Origin of the sequence: Pseudomonas sp. (assembly GCF_040514055.1) — a bacterium.
Lineage (GTDB): Bacteria > Pseudomonadota > Gammaproteobacteria > Pseudomonadales > Pseudomonadaceae > Aquipseudomonas.
Map to the genome: position 1 here is coordinate 1 of NZ_JBEVDL010000049.1, position 19,306 is coordinate 19,306.

Sequence of the window (19,306 nt, forward strand, 5' to 3'; positions counted from 1 at the left end):
AACCGTATTTGAATACATCGAAACCGACTACAACCGTCAGCGGCGTCATAGCACGCTGGGGCACATCAGTCCGGAAGCCTACGAGGCCCGGTTGAGTGCTTAAACCTGTGTCCACGATTGCTGGGTAAGATCAGGATTCGCCTCAAGGTTTAACAGAAACACGTCCTGATTATCAATCAAGCCATAGCCAATTGATTCGTCGCCGTCGAACACTCGTCGAAAGCCAAGTGCGCCGAGTGCTGCATCGTAGAACGCACCGGACAACGCTAAATTACGGACACCAAGGGAGATGTGATGAAGCATGAGAGTACTCTAGCGCCTAAATTTAATGAACTATTGAACCCAGCAAGGAAGCCATGTTTCTGTCTTACCATCATCAATAATAGATACAAGCATCTGCTGGCTACGCCAATCTACAACGATCAGATCCTTACCCTTTACTAAGTGCAACGACAGAACAGGGACAAAGGTGCCCCCGGCTTGATGGGCTTTCTTTCCCGTGAGGCAATCAAGCCCTTAAACTACTTATGGCAAGGCGTCTCATCCCTACCGACCCAGCAACAAGTAAGAAATCAGCGTCATCAGGCGAAAAAGCCGCATCGAAGACATCCGCCATTTGAGCGATCCAACCATCTGCACAAGCCACCAAAAGGGCCTGCCCATCATATCCTATGGCGATCGCTATTTTGCCATCGGGCGATACTCGAATTTTTTCTATTCCCCCACTGACACGACCGAATGAGTGTGTCACTTGTAAGGCGGCGGCTTCTATCTGCATAAAATTTCCACCTGCATCGCCAAGCAGAAGCGAGGTCTGCGACACACTCCACGCCAATGCCGTTACGTCCCCCATACAGACCCGAGCAGACAAGACCTCTCGCCCCTGGTCAATAATCAGGATATTTTCCCAAGCCCCGATTGCGATTTTATCCCCAGGGCCACCTAATGCAGCGACATTGGCTGAGTCCGAGATGGCCATTACGGAAACACGTTGTGCTGTAAGCAGATCCCATAGTTCCAGTTTTTCGTCCTGCTCGACAGCAATAACTGCGACAGCCGGATGTACACCACAAAATCCGCTCTCATTGTGAATTTCAAATTCGATATCAAGCGTCCATTGGCCGAATTGGAAATCATAGACCTTGAATCCGGCCACCATGATATCGGTGCCGAACGGCACCACCAAATATCGATTATCGACAAACTCCATTCGGGAATGCAGCATATATCTGTGTATCTCGTAATCCAGCAGGACCTGATTTTGTTCTGTCCGAACGATCAGCCGATCCCAGTTTGCCCAGACGGCAACGCCCTGATCAAAAATAAAACCCACTGCCTTGGCGGTCAAGGGTTGGGCGCGGCGCAGCTGTTCTGAGGCACTATTCATTTTACATCCGTTTGATATCACGTTCGACATGCGCGGCGATGACCGTTTGCCGGGCGGCGTCTCTCGATTGAAGGGTTGGGGATCAGGTACGCAGCGCTTCAAGCAGCAGCGTGTCATGTTCGACAAGCACTTCTTCTGACAGACTAAGCCGCAATAATTTCGGCAGGTCATCGCCCTGGGCCCAATCGATGATGCCCACCAGGAACTTTGAAGGGAGCTCTATGTTGGAAAATTTTCCGGACCTTGCACGGGCACAGGACGTCGTCGTCCGACACACTTTTGCCAGCATGGCCGCATGCGACTCCCACAGTTGTTCAAAGTCTTCCGCCGAAATGTCGAGGTCGATAAACTGCTTGTAGAGCGGACGCATATACTCAACGGCTTGGTCCACACTAGACCATTTCCACTCTGACGGATCCCAACGGACATCAATCGCTTGGCCGCTTTCCTCGGTGAGCGTCGCATGGGCCTCACAGTTTAAGGCAAATGCCGGGACGAGGAGCGACTTGTAGTCACCGTAAAGAAGCCAGAAAGCCCCTGCGTACAGCTCCTCTTGGGGCGATTCGTTTCGGATCTCTGAGCAGGCCAATGCGATCGCATCGATCCACTCTCGTTCAAATTCGACCCAATTCACGGCAACCATGCAGCCTCCTACTGACGCTCAGCGTGATCAACGATCAAGCGAAGAAACGGCGTAACGCCGACCCCGCGGACCCGATCAGTACGATGAACGCTTCACTAGGTTAATATTCCTCTGACTCCACGCCGTGTTTTGCTGCAAGGGCATTAACTTTTTCGTAGAGGTCTCCACCTATACACTCTAAATACACAGGCATAAACTCCGCTGTCGAAATATCTGAATTCCGTATTTTTTCATACAACGCTTCAGAATAGGGAGGCTGCCCCTTAAGGGCCGACACTTCCGTCATCAGGGCCTCTCGGGCCTCGTCACCAACAGTATAACCCCCATCATAAAATTTCGAAGTAATGCACTCCGTTAGCGCATGATAAACAGGGGGATTTACGGGCATGTTATTTTCTTCCGCCAGCAGCTCCGAGGAAACCAGTGCCCCCAGCACGACAACCAATGGATGAGCAACTAGCTTTCCCATATCGACACTCCTGTTTCCGGACATTATATAGCCGCTAACATTTCGGCTAAACCAAGGGACCTGCTTGACTGATACAAGCGAACGGGCGAACGGAGTTAGCGCCTTGAATGCATAGCTAATTTCGAACCGTACAATAGCACAGGCAGACATTATGACCAAAATGCTATTTTATACCATTCAACGCAGCATCTGAGTCCTTCCTTTAACACTTCCAAAATCTCTTTATCATATTGATTTAATTCTTGAGGGATAGATATTTTCTCGAGTTTAATTTCACAAGCTAGGTGACCGCCATACCTTGATCCTGAAAAAATTACCGGCTTTGAGTTGAAAAACAACAACCCTTCAACCTCATCCAACCCCTTTAATACAGAATTTATAGATATCAAATAAACAACTGCACCTTTAACCTCATTAACGAATCTCATATTTTTACAGCTATCCGTAACCCTTTGCCTTGCATACTCATGTTCGGTCGGGAAGCGAGTTACTGGCTCTTCTATTGCCTCTGCTACGAAACCCATTATTCTCTGCCTGCGATGCCGAAAAGCGGTTAGGTGAAACTCTGTGGTATTTCATAACAGTAGATTCTAGATAAATCCGTCCGCACGGCGCTACACTAATAAAAAACCATACAAGTCAGCGACTTGAAATCAACCTATCGCTTACACCCGTACTCGCTTGACTTCCATTCTCGACACCACTAATTCCCCTGTACAAAAATACTGGAGAACGGGATCGAGGGACAGCCCAGCCGCCAATCCTCGCCTGCGCGAACTGTTCCGCGCAGTGATTCGGTTGTATTATTACGGCTTGTCTACAACGGGTCTGACGATTGAACAATATTGATAGACAGGGTAATGGCGGCGTTTCCTGTCGCAGAGGGGGGTTGGCTGACAGTCCCTTGCGTTGGCCGAGCATAATCCAGTACGCGACCCCAGCCAAGCGAAGGTCACCAGCCGTCGCATCACTACTGCGCGGAGAGCATTTTTACAAAAGCCCTTTTGCATCGAGGCGCCTGTCCGCGGGAGTAACGCCGTACGGCGGGTGAGCCTTGGTTTTCCAGACCGGCTTCTGCGTGACCCACCCACCCGGCGGGCTAAGGTCAGGGTACAACGGCCTTGTGTAGGGTGCCGCTCAGCGCGCCAAGGTCGAAACGACAGGCAACGACAAGATGATGCGCTAGGCGCATAAAAAAGCCCGGCGGAGGCCGGGCTTTTTTTTGTCCAGAGCGTCCGCACCCCAGCATGGGTATCGCTACGCTCCACCCATCCTACGCATCTGTATGGGTATTGCTGTGCTCAACCTATCCTACGCATCTGCATGGGTATCGATGTGCCCTACCTATCCTACGCATCCGCATGGGTATCGCTGTGCTCCACCCATCCTACGGATAGCGCCCGAAGCTTTCTAAATCATTCCCACTCGATGGTTGCTGGCGGCTTGCTCGAGACGTCGTAGGTGACGCGGGAGATGCCCTCGATCTCGTTGATGATGCGGCCGCTGACGGTCTCCAGCAGCTCGTAGGGCAGGTGTGCCCAGCGGGCGGTCATAAAGTCGATGGTTTCCACCGCGCGCAGGGCCACAACCCAGGCGTAGCGACGGCCGTCACCGACCACCCCCACCGATTTCACCGGCTGGAACACCACAAAGGCCTGGCTGACCTTGTGGTACCAGTCGGCCTTGCGCAGCTCTTCGATAAAGATATGGTCGGCGCGGCGCAGCAGGTCGGCGTATTCCTTCTTCACCTCGCCGAGGATGCGCACGCCCAGGCCCGGGCCCGGGAAGGGGTGGCGGTAGACCATGTCGTAGGGCAGGCCCAGCTCCAGGCCGAGGCGGCGCACCTCGTCCTTGAACAGCTCGCGCAGCGGCTCGACCAGCTTGAGGTTCATCTCTTCCGGCAGGCCGCCGACGTTGTGGTGCGACTTGATCACGTGGGCCTTGCCGCTCTTGGCGCCGGCCGACTCGATCACGTCCGGGTAGATGGTGCCCTGGGCGAGGAACTTGATGTTGTCCAGCTTGGAGGCCTGGGCATCGAACACGTCGATAAAGGTGCGGCCGATGATCTTGCGCTTCTTCTCCGGGTCGGCTTCGCCGGCCAGGTTGTCGAGGAACTGCGCCTCGGCGTTGGCACGGATCACCTTGACGCCCATGTTCTCGGCGAACATGGCCATTACCTGTTCGCCTTCGTGCAGGCGCAGCAGGCCGTTGTCGACGAACACACAGGTCAGCTGCGGGCCGATGGCCTTGTGCAGCAGCGCCGCGACCACCGAGGAGTCGACGCCGCCGGACAGACCCAGCAGCACGTTGGCGCTGCCAACCTGGGCGCGCACCGTGGCGATGGCGTCGTCGACGATATTGGAGGCGGTCCACAGTGCCTGGCAGCCACAGATATCCAGGATAAAACGCGAGAGGATGCGCCCGCCCTGGGTGGTGTGGGTCACCTCGGGGTGGAACTGCACGCCGTAGTAGGCGCGCTTGTCGTCGGCCATGGCGGCGATCGGGCAGTTCGGGGTGCTGGCCAGGATATGGAAACCCGTGGGCAAGGTGGTGACCTTGTCGCCATGGCTCATCCACACGTCCAGGCCCAGCACGCCGTCGATATCCACATGGTCCTCGATACCGTCGAGCAGGCGCGCCTTGCCGACCACGTCGACCCGGGCGTAGCCGAACTCGCGCAGATCGGAACCGGCGACCTTGCCGCCGAGTTGTTCGGCCATGGTCTGCATGCCGTAGCAAATGCCGAAGACCGGCACGCCCAGGTCGAACACCGCCTTGGGTGCCCGCGGGCTGTCCGCTTCGTGCACCGACTCGGGTCCGCCGGCGAGGATGATGCCGCGCGGGGCGAAGGCGCGAATCGCCTCGTCATCCATGTCGAAGGGGTGCAGTTCGCAGTACACGCCGATCTCGCGCACGCGGCGGGCGATCAGCTGGGTGTACTGGGAGCCGAAGTCGAGGATCAGGATGCGGTGGGCGTGGATATCGTGATGAGCCATGGCCGTCTCTCGTTGCGGAATTCACAAATGACACGGGGCTGAATCAACAGCCCCGCGCCAATTAAATAATCAAAAATGGATTTGCCACGTCGCGAGCGCCGAGGTGGCAAGGTGCAGGGCGATGAGAAAGCGCAGTTGGCTGGAGCCAATGAGCATTTCGAGTCGCCCTGCAACGCCGCCAACTCAAGCGCAGCAGCGGCACATCCATTTTTTAGCCCACCCGATAATTGGGGGCCTCTTTGGTGATTTGCACATCATGCACATGGGACTCGGCCATGCCGGCCCCGGTGATGCGCACGAACTCCGGCTTGCTGCGCATATCGTCGATAGTCGCGCAGCCGGTGTAGCCCATGGAGGCGCGCAGGCCGCCCATCAGCTGGTGGATGATCGCGGTCAGCGGGCCCTTGTACGGCACGCGGCCTTCGATGCCCTCGGGCACCAGTTTTTCCGCGCCGGCGGAGGAGTCCTGGAAGTAGCGGTCGGACGAGCCTTGGGTCTGCGCCATAGCGCCCAGGGAGCCCATGCCACGGTAGGCCTTGTAGGAGCGGCCCTGGAACAGCTCGACCTCGCCCGGCGCCTCTTCGGTGCCGGCGAACATCGAACCCATCATCACGCACGACGCGCCAGCGACTATGGCCTTGGACAGGTCGCCGGAGAAGCGGATACCGCCGTCGGCGATCATCGGCACGCCCGACCCCTGCAGCGCGGCGGCGACGTTGGCGATGGCGGAGATCTGCGGCACGCCGACACCGGCGACGATGCGCGTGGTGCAGATCGAGCCAGGGCCGATACCGACCTTGACCGCATCGGCGCCCGCTTCGACCAAGGCCAGGGCGGCGTCGCCGGTGGCGATATTGCCGCCGATGACCTGCACCTCAGGGAAGTTCTGCTTGACCCAGCGCACGCGGTCGATCACGCCTTTGGAGTGGCCGTGGGCAGTGTCGACCACCACCACGTCGACCCCGGCGGCGACCAGTGCGGCGACCCGGTCACCGGTGTCGAGACCGGTACCGACCGCGGCACCGACGCGCAGGCGACCCTGGTCGTCCTTGCTGGCCAGCGGGTAGGCCTTGGCTTTTTCGATGTCGTTGACCGTCATCATGCCCTTGAGGTTGAAGGCGCCGTCGACGATCAGCACACGCTCGATGCGGTGTTTGTGCAGCAGCTCACGGGCTTCCTGCTTGTCGGCGCCCTCGCGGATGGTGACCAGGCGCTCCTTGGGCGTCATCACCTCGCGCACCTTGGCATCCATGCGGGTTTCAAAACGCACGTCACGGGAGGTGACGATACCGACCAAGTCGCCATCGGACAGCACCGGCACGCCGGAGATATTGTTCTGCCGGGTCAGCTCGAACAGGTCACGCACCGTGGCGTCGGCCTCGATGGTGATCGGGTCCTTGACTACGCCGGACTCGTAGCGCTTGACCTTGCGCACTTCGGCCGCCTGCTGCTCGATGGTCATGTTCTTGTGGATGATGCCGATGCCGCCTTCCTGGGCCATGGCGATGGCCAGGCGGGCTTCGGTCACGGTGTCCATGGCCGCGGAGATCAGCGGAATATGCAGCTCGATGCCGCGTGTCAGTCGGGTCTTGAGGCTGACGTCCTTGGGCAGGACATCGGAATAACCAGGTATTAGAAGTACATCGTCAAAGGTTAAAGCTTCTTGACTGATACGCAGCATGGCGGGGGCTCCCGGGCGGGAAAATGGAAGCGCGCCATTATACCTACGCGCCCCCCTTGGCTCAATGTAAACCGCATAAATGCCGATTTGCCATCAATGAGCGCTATCGCGTCCGGCGCCTGCGCTACAGGCGCACCTGCACCAGGGTCACCGGATGGCCCAGGCGCTCGGCGAACTCCTCGAGGAACAGCGGGCTGAAACAGGCCGGGTCCCAGTTGTTGAAGATAAAGCCCAGGTTGGAAAAACCACAGGGCTGCAAAAACAGGAAGCCGTTGATGTCGTCCTCATGGCCGCAGTCGGGACAGCTGAAGGTATCGGTCAGGCCCGGCATCCACTCTTCCAGGCTGTCGAACAGCGGCTCACCGATTTCCCGCCGGCACTGCGGGCAACCGGCCTCGCCGAGAAAGCCCTGCTGCGGGGTGAAGATGCAGCGTTTGGTCACCAGTTCCAGACCGTTGCAGGCCTGGCCAAAGGGCAGCCTGTCGGCGACCGCCCCGGCCATCACCCGGGCCCCCGCGGCCGGGGCGTAGCCCATGCGGCTGCCACCATGGGCGCAGGTGCTGGCCTGGGCCTCGACGATATTGCGCTGCACCAGCCAGCGCAGCATCAACCGCGCCCGGGCCTCGTGAGCCGGCACGCTGGACAATTGGGGAACCAGGATCGATTGCTGAGTAAGATGCATGGTCAAGCGGCTGCGCGACAAAGGAAGAGGGCCGCAGTTTACCAGTCGCGCCGCGCGGCGCAGTGCCCCGGTTTGGATCGCCCTGGCAAAACCTCTATGATGCCGGCCATGATCAAAGACCCGTTCCAACGCCTGAACCTCGACCGTGAAGTGCTCAGCGTCAGCCAGCTCAATGGCCGCGCGCGGGTGCTGCTGGAGGACGTGTTCGCCAGCATCTGGGTCGAGGGGGAGATCTCCAACCTGGCCAAACCCGCCTCCGGCCACGTCTATTTCACCCTCAAGGACAGCCAGGCCCAGGTGCGCTGCGCGCTGTTCCGGCAGAACGCCGTGCGGGTGCGCCAGGCGCTGCGCGATGGCCTGGCAGTCAAGGTGCGGGGCAAGGTGTCCTTGTTCGAAGGCCGGGGCGACTACCAGTTGATTCTCGACAGCGTCGAGCCGGCTGGTGACGGCGCGCTGCGCCTGGCTTTCGAGGCCTTGAAGGAAAAACTCGCGGCCGAGGGCCTGTTCGCCGTCGAGCGCAAGCAAGCGCTGCCGGCCCACCCCCAGCGCATCGGCATCATCAGCTCACCCACCGGCGCGGTGATCCGCGACATCATCAGCGTGTTCCGCCGGCGCGCGCCCCAGGTGCAGTTGACCCTGATCCCCACCGCGGTGCAGGGCCGCGAGGCCAGCGCGCAGATCGTTCGGGCCTTGCAGCTGGCCGACCGCCGCGGCTTCGACGCGCTGATCCTGGCCCGCGGCGGCGGTTCGCTGGAAGACCTCTGGAGTTTCAACGAGGAGAGCGTGGTGCGCGCGGTGGCAGCCTGCGTCACGCCCATCGTCAGCGCCGTGGGGCACGAGACCGATGTCTCGATCAGCGATTTCGCCGCCGACGTGCGCGCGCCCACGCCGTCCGCGGCGGCCGAGCTGTTGGCGCCGGATGTCGGCGACCTGCAGCTGCGCCTGGCCAGCCTGCACCGCCGACTGGTGCTGCGCCTGCAGGATCGCCTGCGCCATGACCGCCAGCACCTGGATAACCTGACCCGACGCCTGCGCCATCCCGGCGAGCGCCTGCGCCAGCAGGCCCAGCGCGTCGACGACCTGGACATGCGCCTGCGCCGCGCCTTCGAGCGCCAGCTCGGCAGCCGCCACGAACGCCTGCGGCACCTGCAGACCCGCCTGGCCGGGCAACATCCCCAGCGCAGCCTGGCCTTGCTCGGGCAGCGCCTGGAAAGCCTGGCCGAACGCTTGCCGCGAGCCATGCGCGAGATTCTCAAGGAACGCCGCCTGCAGTTGCAGAGCCAGGTGCAGACCTTGCAGGTGGTCAGTCCGCTGGCGACCCTGGGCCGGGGCTACAGCATCCTGCTGGACGAACGTGGCCAGGCGGTGCGCAGCGCCGAACAGACCCGCCCCGGCCAGCGCCTGCAGGCACGCCTGAGCGAAGGCCTGCTGGACGTGCGGGTCGAGGACAACCATCTGGCCCCGGTGACCCTGTCGCTGCTGGACTAAGTCACGCCGCCCCCCAGCCTAAAACTCCAGGGACTCGCCCAAGGCGGCGCTCCAGCGCGCGCCGTGGGCCGCTTGCCGCTCGTTCAGGTCCTCGCGCTGCTGGTGCAACTGGGCGAGCAACAGCCGGGCGTGCTGATCGCGACCCAAGGCCTGGCAGATCGGCAGCAGCACCAGCAGGTCGCTGGCTTCGCAGTGACTGCGATGGGCCAACACCCAGTCGATCGCCTTGAGCGCCTCCGAGGGCTGCTGGCGCTGGAACGCCAGCGCCGCCTTCAGGGCCTGGCCGCCGCAGCGCTGCGCGTACATCAGAAACAGCGAGCGAATATCGGCCAGGGGCCGTTCATGGCCCAGGCGTTTCATATGGCGCCCCAGGGTCAAGGTTTGCCTGACCAGCAAGTAGGCGGCGCCCAAAACCCGCACCAGGGTCTGGCCGCTTTCGAGGGCCTGCAACTGCCTGGCCAGCTCCTCCGTATCGCCCAGGGCATGGGCCAGGCGGGCACGCAAGCGGCTGACCTGATCGCCGGTAAGCCCCTGCACCTGCTCCAGGCCAGCGCGCACCGCCTCGGCCACGGCCAGGCGCTGTTCGGCGGTGTCGCAGAAATCGAACCAACCCAGCAATACCTCGAGATGCCGCTGCTGCGTCGTTTGCAATGCCTCCCGTTCGGCCTCGGGGGCCTGCGCGGCAGGGACCGGCGCCTGCCGCCAGCGCTCCAGCTGATAGGCCAGATGGTGCTCCACCGGCAAGCCACAGGCGGCACGCACGGCACTGCCCTGCAACTCGTCATAGTCCAGGGGCGAACGGTCGTAGCCGCACTCCTCCTGGTACCAGACCAGCTGCCGCACGCTGGCGCAGTGCTCCGGCCAGCGCTTGAGGGCCCGCAGGTTAAGACGCTTGCCGCTCCAGTGCTCGGCGAAGGGGCTGACCGCCAGCCCGGTGTCATGGCAGCGCAAGGCCTCTTCGTGGCGGCCCTGGCCCTCATAAAGGATGGCCAGGTTGTTCAGCAGCATGGAATAGGTGTGCGTCGCGCCATTGCCCCAGGCCCGCACGGGGCTGGCAAAAAACGCCTCGAAACGGGCGTTGCCCTGGCTATAGCTGTCCTGTGCCAGCCGGCGCCAAACGACTTTCAATTGATCGTCGGTGGGGTAGCTGTCCTCGTAGTACTCCTGGGACAGCAGGCAGCCGAGGTTGTAATAGTCGAAGGCCATGCCACCGCCGGGAATCCGCAGTTCGACCAGGGCCTGGACCCCGTCACGCTGATACAGCAGGCGGGCGCAGGGCAGCAGTGCGCGCAGATCGGCATGAGGGCTGCCGGGACCGGGGTACAGGGCCTGCCGGTACAACGTAATGGCGCCATCCCGGTCCCCGGCGTCGGCGGCCTGGTCGGCGTGCAAGCGGTCCAACCAGACTTGCTGCTCGGCATCGGGCGACACCGCGAGCAGGCGCTGCGCCGCTTCGAGCAGGCTGTCGCGCGCCCCGTAATCGCATTCCAGGGCCAGCAGATGCCACCAGGCATGCTGCAAGGGCGGGCCGTTGAGCTGTTTGAGCAGCACCCGCCGCAACTCCTCGTCGTGGCTTTCGTCGCCCAGCTTGCGGCGCATAAAGTGCCACTGGCGCGCGGCGGAGCGCTCATCACCCGCCTCCAACGCCAGCTTGCCGCCCAGGTAGAAGCTGTCGTCGGGTCCGCAACAGTCTCCGTAGCACTGCGCCTCCTCGACCAGCGGGCGCGCCTCGGCCCGGCACTCCAGCCCCAGCAGCACCTCGGCCTTGAGCAGCAGGTAGTCCCGGCGCTCGGCCGCCCGCCGCGCCGGGTGCAGGTCTGCGGTCAACAGCCCCTGGCGAAAACGATCAAGTGCCGCCAGCGCCTCGTCCGCGTCGGACAGCTGCAACCAGAACTGGCACAGGTGCCAGTCCAGGTAAAGATCGCGCTCCAGCGGCGGGTTCGTCACCAGCTCGGCCAAGACGCGGCGCGCCGCGGCATGGTCCAGTGCATCGATCGCGTGCTGGACCAGGGCCAGCCGTCGGTGTTGCTCGGAGTCCGACATGTCAGGGTCCTTATATGGGGGCGCAGAGATGAGGTGCAGTGTGCCGGCAGGCCGGGTCCAGGTGAAGCCTGCACGACCGCAGCCGACAAGGCCTGTGATCCGGATCATGGCGGCGGGTTCCACCGGCCCCTGGCGAATGGCGGCAAACGCGCGCACCGACGGCGGGGTGGCCTGTCGCGCATCGGTGACGGCCCTTTCCTACTCCGGCGCTTTGCGCCAGCATAGGCGGCTTCGCCTCCAGTCGGCTGTCACCATGATCCGCTCCGCCATCCTGTTCCTTGCCCTGCTCTGCGTGACTCAATCGGCCTCGGCCGAGGGGTTTATCAGCCGCCTGCTCCACCACCCGGTCCCGGGCGGCGTCGCGGTGCTCGACCTGGGCCCGGCCGACACGACGCCCAGTGCCCGCTACCAGGACAAACCGGTGCTGGTGATCAAGGAAGACGGCAGCCGCTGGATCGCCATCGTCGGCGTTGGCCTGACCGTCAAACCCGGGGCCCAGCAGCTGCAGGTCAAGGACGCTCAGGGCAGCCGCACCCTGGCGTTCAACGTGACGGGGAAAAAATACGCCGAACAGCGCATCACCCTGAAAAACACCCAGCAGGTCAATCCCAATGCCGCCAACCTCAAACGCATCGAGCGTGAGCTGGCCGAGCAGACCCGCGCCTACCAGGTCTTCAGCCCGGGAACACCCAGCAACCTGCTGCTGGATAAACCGGTGAACGGTCCCTTGTCCAGCCGCTTCGGCCTGCGCCGCTTTTTCAACGGCGAGGAACGTAACCCGCATTCCGGGCTGGACTTCGCGGTGCCGGCCGGCACTCCGGTCAAGGCCCCGGCGACCGGCAAGGTGCTGCTGCTTGGCGATTACTTCTTCAATGGCAGGACGGTGTTTCTCGACCACGGCCAAGGCCTGATCAGCATGTTCTGCCACCTTTCCGCGGTCGATGTGACACTCGGCCAGGCCGTGCCACGCGGCGGCGTGGTAGGCAAGGTAGGTGCGACGGGGCGGGCCACGGGACCACATATGCACTGGAACGTCAGCCTGAACGATGCCCGGGTCGACCCGGCCATCTTTATCGGCGCCTTCCAGCCCTGACCCGGCGGACGACAAGCAGGAACAGGGGCGTTAGGCTCCAGGCAATTCACCATCCCGCTGAGGTTCTTATGATCACCGTCCACCATCTGAACAACTCCCGTTCCCAGCGTGTGCTGTGGATGCTCGAAGAGCTGGGCCTGGAGTACCACATCGAACGCTACCAGCGCGATCCGCAAACCCTGCTGGCACCACCGGCCCTGCGTGCCGTGCACCCCCTGGGCAAATCACCGGTGATCAACGATGGCGAGCTCACCCTGGCCGAGTCCGGCGCCATAGTCGAGTACCTGGCGGAACGTTACGGCCCGCAGTTGCTGCCCGCCGCCGGCACCGCGGAACGCCTGCGCTGCCGCTACTGGCTGCACTACGCGGAAGGCTCGGCCATGCCGCCGCTGTTGCTCAAGCTGGTGTTCGACAAGCTGGAAAGCAGCCCCATGCCGTTTTTTGTCCGACCCATCGCCCGCGGTATCTCGCGCAAGGTGAAAAGCACCTTTATCGAGCCGCAGCTGCGCCAGCACCTGGACTATATGGAGGCCGAACTGGGCAAAAGCACCTGGTTCGCCGGCGAGGCCTTTAGCGTCGCCGATATCCAACTGAGCTTCCCCCTGGAGGCCGCCGCCGCGCGGGCTGGCCTGGATGGCAGCCGACCGCGCCTGCTGGCATTTCTGCAGCGCATCCACGCGCGCCCAGCCTACCAGCGCGCCCTGGAAAAAGGCGGCGAATACGCCTATGCCTGACCTGCACCGCCGCGGCCCCACGTCCTGGGGGCCGCGCGGTATCCGCCCGCCCTGCCGGCGCCTCCAGCGCCGGCAAAAGCCTCCGCGCAATCGAATGTCATGAAAACAGCAAAATAACCATTTAAATAACACAAAAAACCAGATAATCAGCCGAATCCACCAATTTTTACGCCAGGCTTGCCAGCTTTCGCCTCGCTGGTTAGGGTTGGCCTTATGAAAACCGCACACACCCTTATCCTGCGCCGCCAACACGCCTGCCTGCACCTGGTCAGCCCCCGACTAGCGGGCTGAATCCGTACGCCGCGTTGTTTCTCCGCCCTCGCCTCTTCCTTTTGTGATCACTTATTGACCGGCCTGCGCCCAAGGATTTTCCATGAGCATGCTCAAAGACCCTTCGACCAAATACCGCGCCTTTCCCGCCATCGACCTGCCCGATCGCCAGTGGCCGTCGCGCACCATCACCCAGACGCCGATCTGGTGCAGCTCCGACCTGCGTGACGGTAACCAGTCGCTGATCGAGCCAATGGACGCGCAGAAGAAACAGCGCTTTTTCGAGACCCTGGTGAAAGTTGGCCTGAAAGAAATCGAGGTGTCTTTCCCCTCGGCCTCCCAGACCGATTTCGATTTCGTACGTAACCTGATCGAGAACGGCCATATCCCCGACGATGTCACCATCCAGGTGCTGACCCAGGCCCGCGAGGACCTGATCCGCCGGACCTTCGAATCCCTGCGCGGCGCCAAGCGGGCCATCGTGCACCTGTACAACGCCACCTCGCCGGCCTTCCGCCGCATCGTCTTCAACCAGGACCGCCAGGGCGTGATCGACATCGCGGTCAATGCCGCCCGGCTGTTCAACGAACTGGCGGCCGAGCAACCGGAGACCCACTGGACCTTCCAGTACTCGCCGGAAACCTTCAGCGCCACCGAGCTGGAATTCGCCAAACAGGTGTGCGACGCAGTGCTGGACGTCTGGCAGCCGACCCCCGAGCACAAGGTGATCCTCAACCTGCCGGCCACCGTGGAGTGCGCCACGCCGAATATTTACGCCGACCAGATCGAATGGTTCGGCCGGCATATCAGCCGCCGCGACGCGGTGCTGCTGAGCCTGCACACCCATAACGACCGCGGTACCGGCGTGGCCGCCACCGAACTGGGCCTGATGGCCGGTGCGGACCGGGTCGAAGGCTGCCTGTTTGGCAACGGCGAACGCACCGGCAACGTCGACCTGGTGACCGTGGCACTGAACCTGTACACCCAGGGTCTGGACCCGCAACTGGATTTCTCCGACATCGATGCCGTGCGCAAGGTGGTCGAAGAATGCAACCAGCTGCCGGTGCACCCGCGCCACCCCTATGTCGGCGACCTGGTGCACACCGCGTTCTCCGGCTCGCACCAGGATGCGATCCGCAAGGGGTTCAGCCAGCGTCAGGACGGCACCCTGTGGGAAGTGCCTTACCTGCCGATCGACCCGGCGGACATCGGCCGCAGCTACGAGGCGGTGATCCGGGTCAACAGCCAGTCGGGCAAAGGCGGGATCGCCTACCTGCTGGAGCAGGAATACGGCATCAACCTGCCGCGACGAATGCAGATCGAGTTCAGCCAGGTGGTGCAAGGCGAGACCGACCGCCTGGGGCTGGAGATGAACGCCGGGCAGATTCACCAGCTGCTGACGCGCGAGTACCTGCAGGCCACCACACCCTACAGCCTGAAAGGCCATCGCCTGCAGGAAGAGAACGGCACCAGCGCGGTGGACCTGGAAGTCCAGGTGGGCAACGACACCCAACACTGGCGCGGCATCGGCAAGGGTCCGCTGGAAGCCCTGGTGGCCAGCCTGCCGATCGCGGTGGAAATCATGGATTACAGCGAGCACGCCATCGGCGCCGGGACCAACGCCAAGGCCGCGGCCTATATCGAACTGCGCGTCGAGGGTGGCCGCGCCCTGCACGGCGTGGGCATCGACGAGAACATCACCACGGCCAGTTTCCGCGCACTGTTCAGCGCCCTCAATCGGGCCTTGGCCCAGTCCCGCGCCCAGGCGGCCTGATCCCAGGCGGCCCGTGCCACGCCGCTCACGCGGGCAACGTTTGGGCGACGTAGCGTGCCGTGGCCCGCAGGCTCTGGCCGATGTCCGGCCACGCCAGGCCGTACCGGCGGGCCAGATCGCGCGTCGCGGCCGTGTCGAAACGGGTGGTCTGGATAAAGTCCAGCGACTCGGCGCTGGTGCGCAGCAGACGTTCCAGCCCGGGGATGCGCAAGAGCAGCCTGAGCAGCCCGATGGGCAGATGCCGGCGCGGCGGTGACAGCCCCAGGGGCGCGGCCAGGGTGGCCAGCAGGCCCTGCAGGTTTGGCGTCTGCTCGTCCAGGGCCAACACCTGCCGACCCGACTGTTGCGGGTCGAAGGCGGCCGCGACCATCAGTGCCACCAGAAAATCCACGGTAACCATCGGTAGCCAGTGCGCCGGCGAGCCCGGCACCGCGCTCAACAGGCCGTCCAGCAGGTTGCGTACCAACTGCGCCAGCGGCTGGCCGGCCAGGATATGCCCGCTTTGGCTGTGGCCGCAGACGGTGGCCGGATGCACCAGGGTCAGGGCCGCACCCGAGGCCTGGACGGCCTGCAGAACCCTGAAATGCGCCTCGAGCTTGCTGCCCTCGTAGCCGCCCACCTGGCGATAGACCGCCGGCCAATCCGTGTGCTCGGGGGCCTGCAGGTCGACACCCACGCGCTGCAGGTGGGCGGTATTTTCCAGCATGTAGCCGCCAACCATCAGCAGGCGACTGCCCTGACGCGCCGCCATCTCTGCCACCTGCAGCGCCCCCTCGACATTCACCTGCCGCGCCTGCGCGTGCGACAGCCCCCAGGCGAATTGCGCGCCCAGGTGAAAAACCACCGCGGCCGGCTGCACAGGGCCTTGCAGGCCCAGCCCGGGCTGGTTCAAGTCGCCGCCCACGACGCTGAGCAAGGCGCCGCGCCCGCCCAGTGAATCGACCTGGTGCTGCAGCTCGGGCAGGGCCTCGGGGCGGCGCATTAGCAGTTGGGTCGGGTGTTCGTCGGCGGTCAGGCGGGCCAGCAGGTGCTGGCCGATAAAACCGCTGCCACCGGTCACAAAACACGGCTCTTTCATTTCGGGCGCTCCAGGGAAGAATAACGCCAGGCTAAACTATCGAGCTAACTCTACAGTCAAGGGGAATCTGCGATGCGCATCGGCGAGCTGGAACAACAAAGCGGCGCCAGCCGGCATACCCTGCGCTATTACGAAAGCCTGGGCTTGATCAGCGCTCAGCGGCGCGACAACAACTACCGCGAATACGCCCCGCGCACGCTGGACGACCTGGTGTTTATCCAGCAGGCCCAGGGCATGGGGTTTTCCCTGAGCGAGATCGGCGACATCCTCCAGGCCCAGCGCGACCAGCAGATCGACTGCGCACAGGGCGCGCTGCTGGTCGGCAAGAAACTGGTGGAACTGGAAGAGAAAATCGCCAGCCTGCAACAGATGCGCGATTTTCTGCGCCAGGAAAAAACCCGCCTGGAGGCCAGCGCCGCGGCACTGGCCGCCCAACGCCAGGCCGCGGTGCGCAGCGCCGGCTAGGGTAGTTTGACGAAAGATCCGCCCCGGACTTGGTTGCAAAACGCTGGATACCCGCCTGCGCTGACGCAGGGTGGCGTCGGTGCGCTGTCCCGCGACAGCCCACCGTATGACGTCAGTAGGTCAGCACCGCCGACACCGGCCGCTGCACCCCACCCACCAGCGCCTCCAGCCAGACCCGATAAACCTTGCCCGGGTAGTAGCTGGGGTACCTGTACACCAGTTGGCGCTCGGTGGACACCCGACTCACCACGACACCGCCCTCCTCGATCACCCACTGCAACCCCGGCGTGCTGCCCACAGTGCGCGTCATCAGCCGGTCACTGCCGATGCTGAGCTGGTATGCCTGGGCGGGTGGGCCACCGTAGCTGACAGCTGTGGAAATGGGGTGATAGGCATTCTCCGACTGAATCCAGGCGCGGTAAGTCCGCGTGGGGTCGAAGCTGAAATCGAAATAACTCAGCTCGCCGCTGGCCAGGCGACGCATCACTACCTTGCCGTCTTCTTCAATGATCCATTGTACCCGGTCGCCAATGGCGCCACTGCGAGTCAGGCGGCCCTTGCCATCGCTGCTGATCTGGTACTGCTCGATCCCGGTGTGTTCCAGTACCGACGAAACTCGCTGGTAACCCCCGTTGCTGGACTTTTCCAGCCACAGTCGGTAGCGCTTGCCGGCATGGTAGGTGTAGCGATAGCTCAGCTCGTTGGTGGCCATACGGCGCAGCACCACGACCCCGTCCTGTTCGATCAGCCACCACAGCGGCTCACCCAGGACTCCACTGCGGGTCAGAGTCCCGCTGGCGTCCACCGCCAACTGATAGGGCTGCGGCGCGACCACGGCACCCACCCGCACCTGATTGGATACCCGCTGGTAGTATCCATCGACGAACCGGGTCAGCCAGGCACGGTAGCTGGCAGCGCCATGGCTGTACTGCAGTTCGTTGGCAACATTTCGCCGCAACACCACGTCACCGTTGACCTCGATCACCCAGGTCAGCGGATCACCAATGGCCCCGCTACGGCTTATTTGCCCGCCGCTGACCTGCAGTTGGAAGCTGTCGGTCAGACCGGGGGAGAAATACTCGGCGTCGGACATCCGCACCTGCTCGCCGGCCAGCGCCTGGTTCAGCCAGACCTTGTATTTCTTGCCCTGGGCGAAGGGATAACGCAGCAGCGCCTGGCCGCCGGTGGGCTGCTCGTAGACCTTGGCACCGTTTTCCTCGATCACCCAGCTCAAGGCCGGGGTCGAACCGCAGGTACAGCTCAGGCTGAAATCGCCCTCGACCTGCAGGTCGATAAAGGGCTCGGGAAAACCCTGGCGGAACGCCAACGGGATGGACAAGGGTTGCGCTGCGGCTCCCGTCGACTCGACCCAGACGCGGTAGCGCTCGCCGAAGAGGAACGGGAACTGCAGCGGCACGCCGTCCAGGGCCGGTTGGCGCAACTCGGGCTGGCCATTGCGCTCCACCACCCAGTCGCCGGTAAAGGGTACGGTGGCCTTGATCGAGCCGTCCGTCTGGCGCAACAGACCGACGCTGTCGGTGATGCCAGGACGATAGGAGATCCGGTTCGACACCACCTCATAGGCGCCGTTGCGGAAGGCCTTGAGCCACAGCTGGTAGTGGCTGCCCACCCGATTGTCCCAGTAGCGATCACGCAGGTTGCCAGCGGCGTTGCGCTCGAGCACCGTTTGACCGTCGCGCTGGACCACCAGTGTCAGCTTGTCGCCCGGCTCGCCGCTGCGCTCGACCCAGAAGCCGGGTTTCAGGTCCAGCTGATAGGGATAGACCTGTACGATTGGAGCGCCGGATTCACTGTCACAGGTTTGGACAGGCCCCGACGTCGGTGTGCTCGGGGTGCCGCAAAGGGTCTCGGCCAGGACGGGGCCGGCAATCAGCCCACCCAGCAGGAGAAGGAAGGTTGTGCGCATCTGCTGTTGCTCCATGCAATAAGAGGCGCGCAGGTTCGCCGGTCTGGAGCCTCGGCCAAGCCGTCGTTCCTGCGCGACAGCAGTTTAAGGTGCGCCCGTAATCGGCTCCTTCCCCAAGGTGTCAACCGCCGCTCAGGCCACTGGCCAGGGCGTCAAGTCGCGGTCGGTTGCTGCTGCCAGTGGCTGCGCCCCCACAGGCACATGGCCTCGAGCACCGGCTGGAGGGTCGCGCCGTGTTCGGTTACCCGGTACTCGACCCGGGGCGGCACTTCGGCGAAGACCGTGCGGCTGACGATGCCATTGCGCTCCAACTCACGCAGCTGCTGGGTGAGCATTTTTTCGGTGATGCCGGGCACCCGGCGCTTGAGCTCGGAAAAGCGCAACGGCCCCGCCAGCAGCTGATAGACCAGCACAGACTTCCACTTGCCGCCGATCACCTCCAGCGTCAGCTCCATGGGCGTGTTGTAAAACCGGTCGCCCTCCATCAGGCGTTTATCTTCCAAGGCAGCGGGCTGGTGTGGATTCATTTAAGTTACCTTTTAGTAAGCTACTGATTAAATTGTAGGTACTTGCTGT

General features: G+C 62.7%; 18 protein-coding genes. 6 read left to right on the top strand and 12 right to left on the bottom strand.

Going from position 1 to position 19,306, the window contains the following annotated elements:
- Nucleotides 1-103: IS3 family transposase (locus ABWY06_RS12040; protein WP_353925838.1), on the top strand; the 103-nt coding region annotated here is incomplete at its 5' end.
- Here the strand turns inward: ABWY06_RS12040 and ABWY06_RS12045 are convergent.
- The 8 genes from ABWY06_RS12045 to ABWY06_RS12080 all read right to left on the bottom strand — a co-directional run bounded on the left by ABWY06_RS12045 (nt 100) and on the right by ABWY06_RS12080 (nt 7,858).
- On the bottom strand, nt 100-303 hold the full coding sequence (locus ABWY06_RS12045) for a VOC family protein (RefSeq protein ID WP_353925804.1): 204 nt from the start codon (nt 301-303) through the stop codon (nt 100-102). The two genes, ABWY06_RS12040 and ABWY06_RS12045, sit on opposite strands and share 4 nt — an antisense overlap.
- Before the next feature lie 205 nt (nt 304-508).
- Entirely contained in the window at nt 509-1,387 is an 879-nt protein-coding gene (locus ABWY06_RS12050) for a WD40 repeat domain-containing protein (RefSeq protein ID WP_353925805.1), read from the bottom strand.
- An 82-nt stretch (nt 1,388-1,469) separates the two neighbouring features.
- Nucleotides 1,470-2,030 (bottom strand): DUF4303 domain-containing protein, encoded by a 561-nt coding sequence (locus ABWY06_RS12055; RefSeq protein WP_353925806.1) that lies wholly within the window; start codon nt 2,028-2,030, stop codon nt 1,470-1,472.
- A 100-nt stretch (nt 2,031-2,130) separates the two neighbouring features.
- Nucleotides 2,131-2,499, bottom strand: a complete 369-nt coding sequence (locus tag ABWY06_RS12060; RefSeq protein WP_353925807.1) for a hypothetical protein — start codon at nt 2,497-2,499, stop codon at nt 2,131-2,133.
- A gap of 149 nt (nt 2,500-2,648) precedes the next feature.
- On the bottom strand, nt 2,649-3,023 hold the full coding sequence (locus ABWY06_RS12065) for a hypothetical protein (RefSeq protein WP_353925808.1): 375 nt from the start codon (nt 3,021-3,023) through the stop codon (nt 2,649-2,651).
- An 891-nt stretch (nt 3,024-3,914) separates the two neighbouring features.
- Complete coding sequence (guaA, locus tag ABWY06_RS12070) at nt 3,915-5,495, bottom strand: glutamine-hydrolyzing GMP synthase (protein WP_353925809.1); 1,581 nt, start codon at nt 5,493-5,495, stop codon at nt 3,915-3,917.
- Nucleotides 5,496-5,706: 211 nt separating this feature from the next.
- Nucleotides 5,707-7,176: an IMP dehydrogenase gene (guaB, locus tag ABWY06_RS12075; RefSeq protein WP_353925810.1), complete on the bottom strand. Its 1,470-nt coding sequence runs from the start codon at nt 7,174-7,176 to the stop codon at nt 5,707-5,709.
- Between the two features lie 124 nt (nt 7,177-7,300).
- Nucleotides 7,301-7,858, bottom strand: coding sequence for a sugar ABC transporter ATPase (locus ABWY06_RS12080; RefSeq protein WP_353925811.1), 558 nt, complete (start codon nt 7,856-7,858; stop codon nt 7,301-7,303).
- 108 nt (nt 7,859-7,966) lie between these two features.
- On the opposite strand from ABWY06_RS12080, the gene xseA reads away from it, so the two are divergent.
- Nucleotides 7,967-9,346: an exodeoxyribonuclease VII large subunit gene (xseA, locus tag ABWY06_RS12085; RefSeq protein WP_353925812.1), complete on the top strand. Its 1,380-nt coding sequence runs from the start codon at nt 7,967-7,969 to the stop codon at nt 9,344-9,346.
- 18 nt (nt 9,347-9,364) lie between these two features.
- Here the strand turns inward: xseA and ABWY06_RS12090 are convergent, their stop codons facing one another.
- On the bottom strand, nt 9,365-11,389 hold the full coding sequence (locus tag ABWY06_RS12090) for a DEAD/DEAH box helicase (RefSeq protein ID WP_353925813.1): 2,025 nt from the start codon (nt 11,387-11,389) through the stop codon (nt 9,365-9,367).
- Between the two features lie 253 nt (nt 11,390-11,642).
- Between ABWY06_RS12090 and ABWY06_RS12095 the strand changes: the two genes are divergently transcribed.
- The 3 genes from ABWY06_RS12095 (at nt 11,643) to leuA (ending at nt 15,260) form a co-directional block, all read left to right on the top strand.
- Nucleotides 11,643-12,482: a peptidoglycan DD-metalloendopeptidase family protein gene (locus tag ABWY06_RS12095; RefSeq protein ID WP_353925814.1), complete on the top strand. Its 840-nt coding sequence runs from the start codon at nt 11,643-11,645 to the stop codon at nt 12,480-12,482.
- A gap of 68 nt (nt 12,483-12,550) precedes the next feature.
- A complete protein-coding gene (locus ABWY06_RS12100; RefSeq protein ID WP_353925815.1) occupies nt 12,551-13,216 on the top strand; it encodes a glutathione S-transferase family protein in 666 nt (221 codons plus the stop codon).
- A 373-nt stretch (nt 13,217-13,589) separates the two neighbouring features.
- On the top strand, nt 13,590-15,260 hold the full coding sequence (gene leuA / locus ABWY06_RS12105; protein ID WP_353925816.1) for a 2-isopropylmalate synthase: 1,671 nt from the start codon (nt 13,590-13,592) through the stop codon (nt 15,258-15,260).
- A 25-nt stretch (nt 15,261-15,285) separates the two neighbouring features.
- On the opposite strand, the gene ABWY06_RS12110 is transcribed toward leuA, so the two are convergent.
- Nucleotides 15,286-16,338, bottom strand: a complete 1,053-nt coding sequence (locus ABWY06_RS12110) for an SDR family oxidoreductase (protein ID WP_353925817.1) — start codon at nt 16,336-16,338, stop codon at nt 15,286-15,288.
- Nucleotides 16,339-16,410: 72 nt separating this feature from the next.
- Between ABWY06_RS12110 and ABWY06_RS12115 the strand changes: the two genes are divergently transcribed.
- Entirely contained in the window at nt 16,411-16,803 is a 393-nt protein-coding gene (locus tag ABWY06_RS12115) for a MerR family transcriptional regulator (protein ID WP_353925818.1), read from the top strand.
- A gap of 112 nt (nt 16,804-16,915) precedes the next feature.
- On the opposite strand, the gene ABWY06_RS12120 is transcribed toward ABWY06_RS12115, so the two are convergent.
- Both ABWY06_RS12120 and ABWY06_RS12125 read right to left on the bottom strand, forming a co-directional pair.
- On the bottom strand, nt 16,916-18,730 hold the full coding sequence (locus ABWY06_RS12120; RefSeq protein ID WP_353925819.1) for a hypothetical protein: 1,815 nt from the start codon (nt 18,728-18,730) through the stop codon (nt 16,916-16,918).
- A gap of 152 nt (nt 18,731-18,882) precedes the next feature.
- A complete protein-coding gene (locus tag ABWY06_RS12125; protein WP_353925820.1) occupies nt 18,883-19,257 on the bottom strand; it encodes a winged helix-turn-helix transcriptional regulator in 375 nt (124 codons plus the stop codon).
- Nucleotides 19,258-19,306: the final 49 nt, after the last annotated feature.

Coding starts and splice junctions, on each gene's coding strand:
- ABWY06_RS12100 (WP_353925815.1), top strand. CDS start 12,551: ATGATCACCGTCCACCATCTGAACAACTCCCGTTCCCAGCGTGTGCTG.
- ABWY06_RS12095 (WP_353925814.1), top strand. CDS start 11,643: ATGATCCGCTCCGCCATCCTGTTCCTTGCCCTGCTCTGCGTGACTCAA.
- ABWY06_RS12050 (WP_353925805.1), bottom strand. CDS start 1,387: ATGAATAGTGCCTCAGAACAGCTGCGCCGCGCCCAACCCTTGACCGCC.
- ABWY06_RS12120 (WP_353925819.1), bottom strand. CDS start 18,730: ATGCGCACAACCTTCCTTCTCCTGCTGGGTGGGCTGATTGCCGGCCCC.
- ABWY06_RS12115 (WP_353925818.1), top strand. CDS start 16,411: ATGCGCATCGGCGAGCTGGAACAACAAAGCGGCGCCAGCCGGCATACC.
- ABWY06_RS12045 (WP_353925804.1), bottom strand. CDS start 303: ATGCTTCATCACATCTCCCTTGGTGTCCGTAATTTAGCGTTGTCCGGT.
- xseA (WP_353925812.1), top strand. CDS start 7,967: ATGATCAAAGACCCGTTCCAACGCCTGAACCTCGACCGTGAAGTGCTC.
- ABWY06_RS12110 (WP_353925817.1), bottom strand. CDS start 16,338: ATGAAAGAGCCGTGTTTTGTGACCGGTGGCAGCGGTTTTATCGGCCAG.
- leuA (WP_353925816.1), top strand. CDS start 13,590: ATGAGCATGCTCAAAGACCCTTCGACCAAATACCGCGCCTTTCCCGCC.
- ABWY06_RS12090 (WP_353925813.1), bottom strand. CDS start 11,389: ATGTCGGACTCCGAGCAACACCGACGGCTGGCCCTGGTCCAGCACGCG.
- ABWY06_RS12065 (WP_353925808.1), bottom strand. CDS start 3,023: ATGGGTTTCGTAGCAGAGGCAATAGAAGAGCCAGTAACTCGCTTCCCG.
- ABWY06_RS12080 (WP_353925811.1), bottom strand. CDS start 7,858: ATGCATCTTACTCAGCAATCGATCCTGGTTCCCCAATTGTCCAGCGTG.
- ABWY06_RS12060 (WP_353925807.1), bottom strand. CDS start 2,499: ATGGGAAAGCTAGTTGCTCATCCATTGGTTGTCGTGCTGGGGGCACTG.
- guaB (WP_353925810.1), bottom strand. CDS start 7,176: ATGCTGCGTATCAGTCAAGAAGCTTTAACCTTTGACGATGTACTTCTA.
- guaA (WP_353925809.1), bottom strand. CDS start 5,495: ATGGCTCATCACGATATCCACGCCCACCGCATCCTGATCCTCGACTTC.
- ABWY06_RS12055 (WP_353925806.1), bottom strand. CDS start 2,030: ATGGTTGCCGTGAATTGGGTCGAATTTGAACGAGAGTGGATCGATGCG.
- ABWY06_RS12125 (WP_353925820.1), bottom strand. CDS start 19,257: ATGAATCCACACCAGCCCGCTGCCTTGGAAGATAAACGCCTGATGGAG.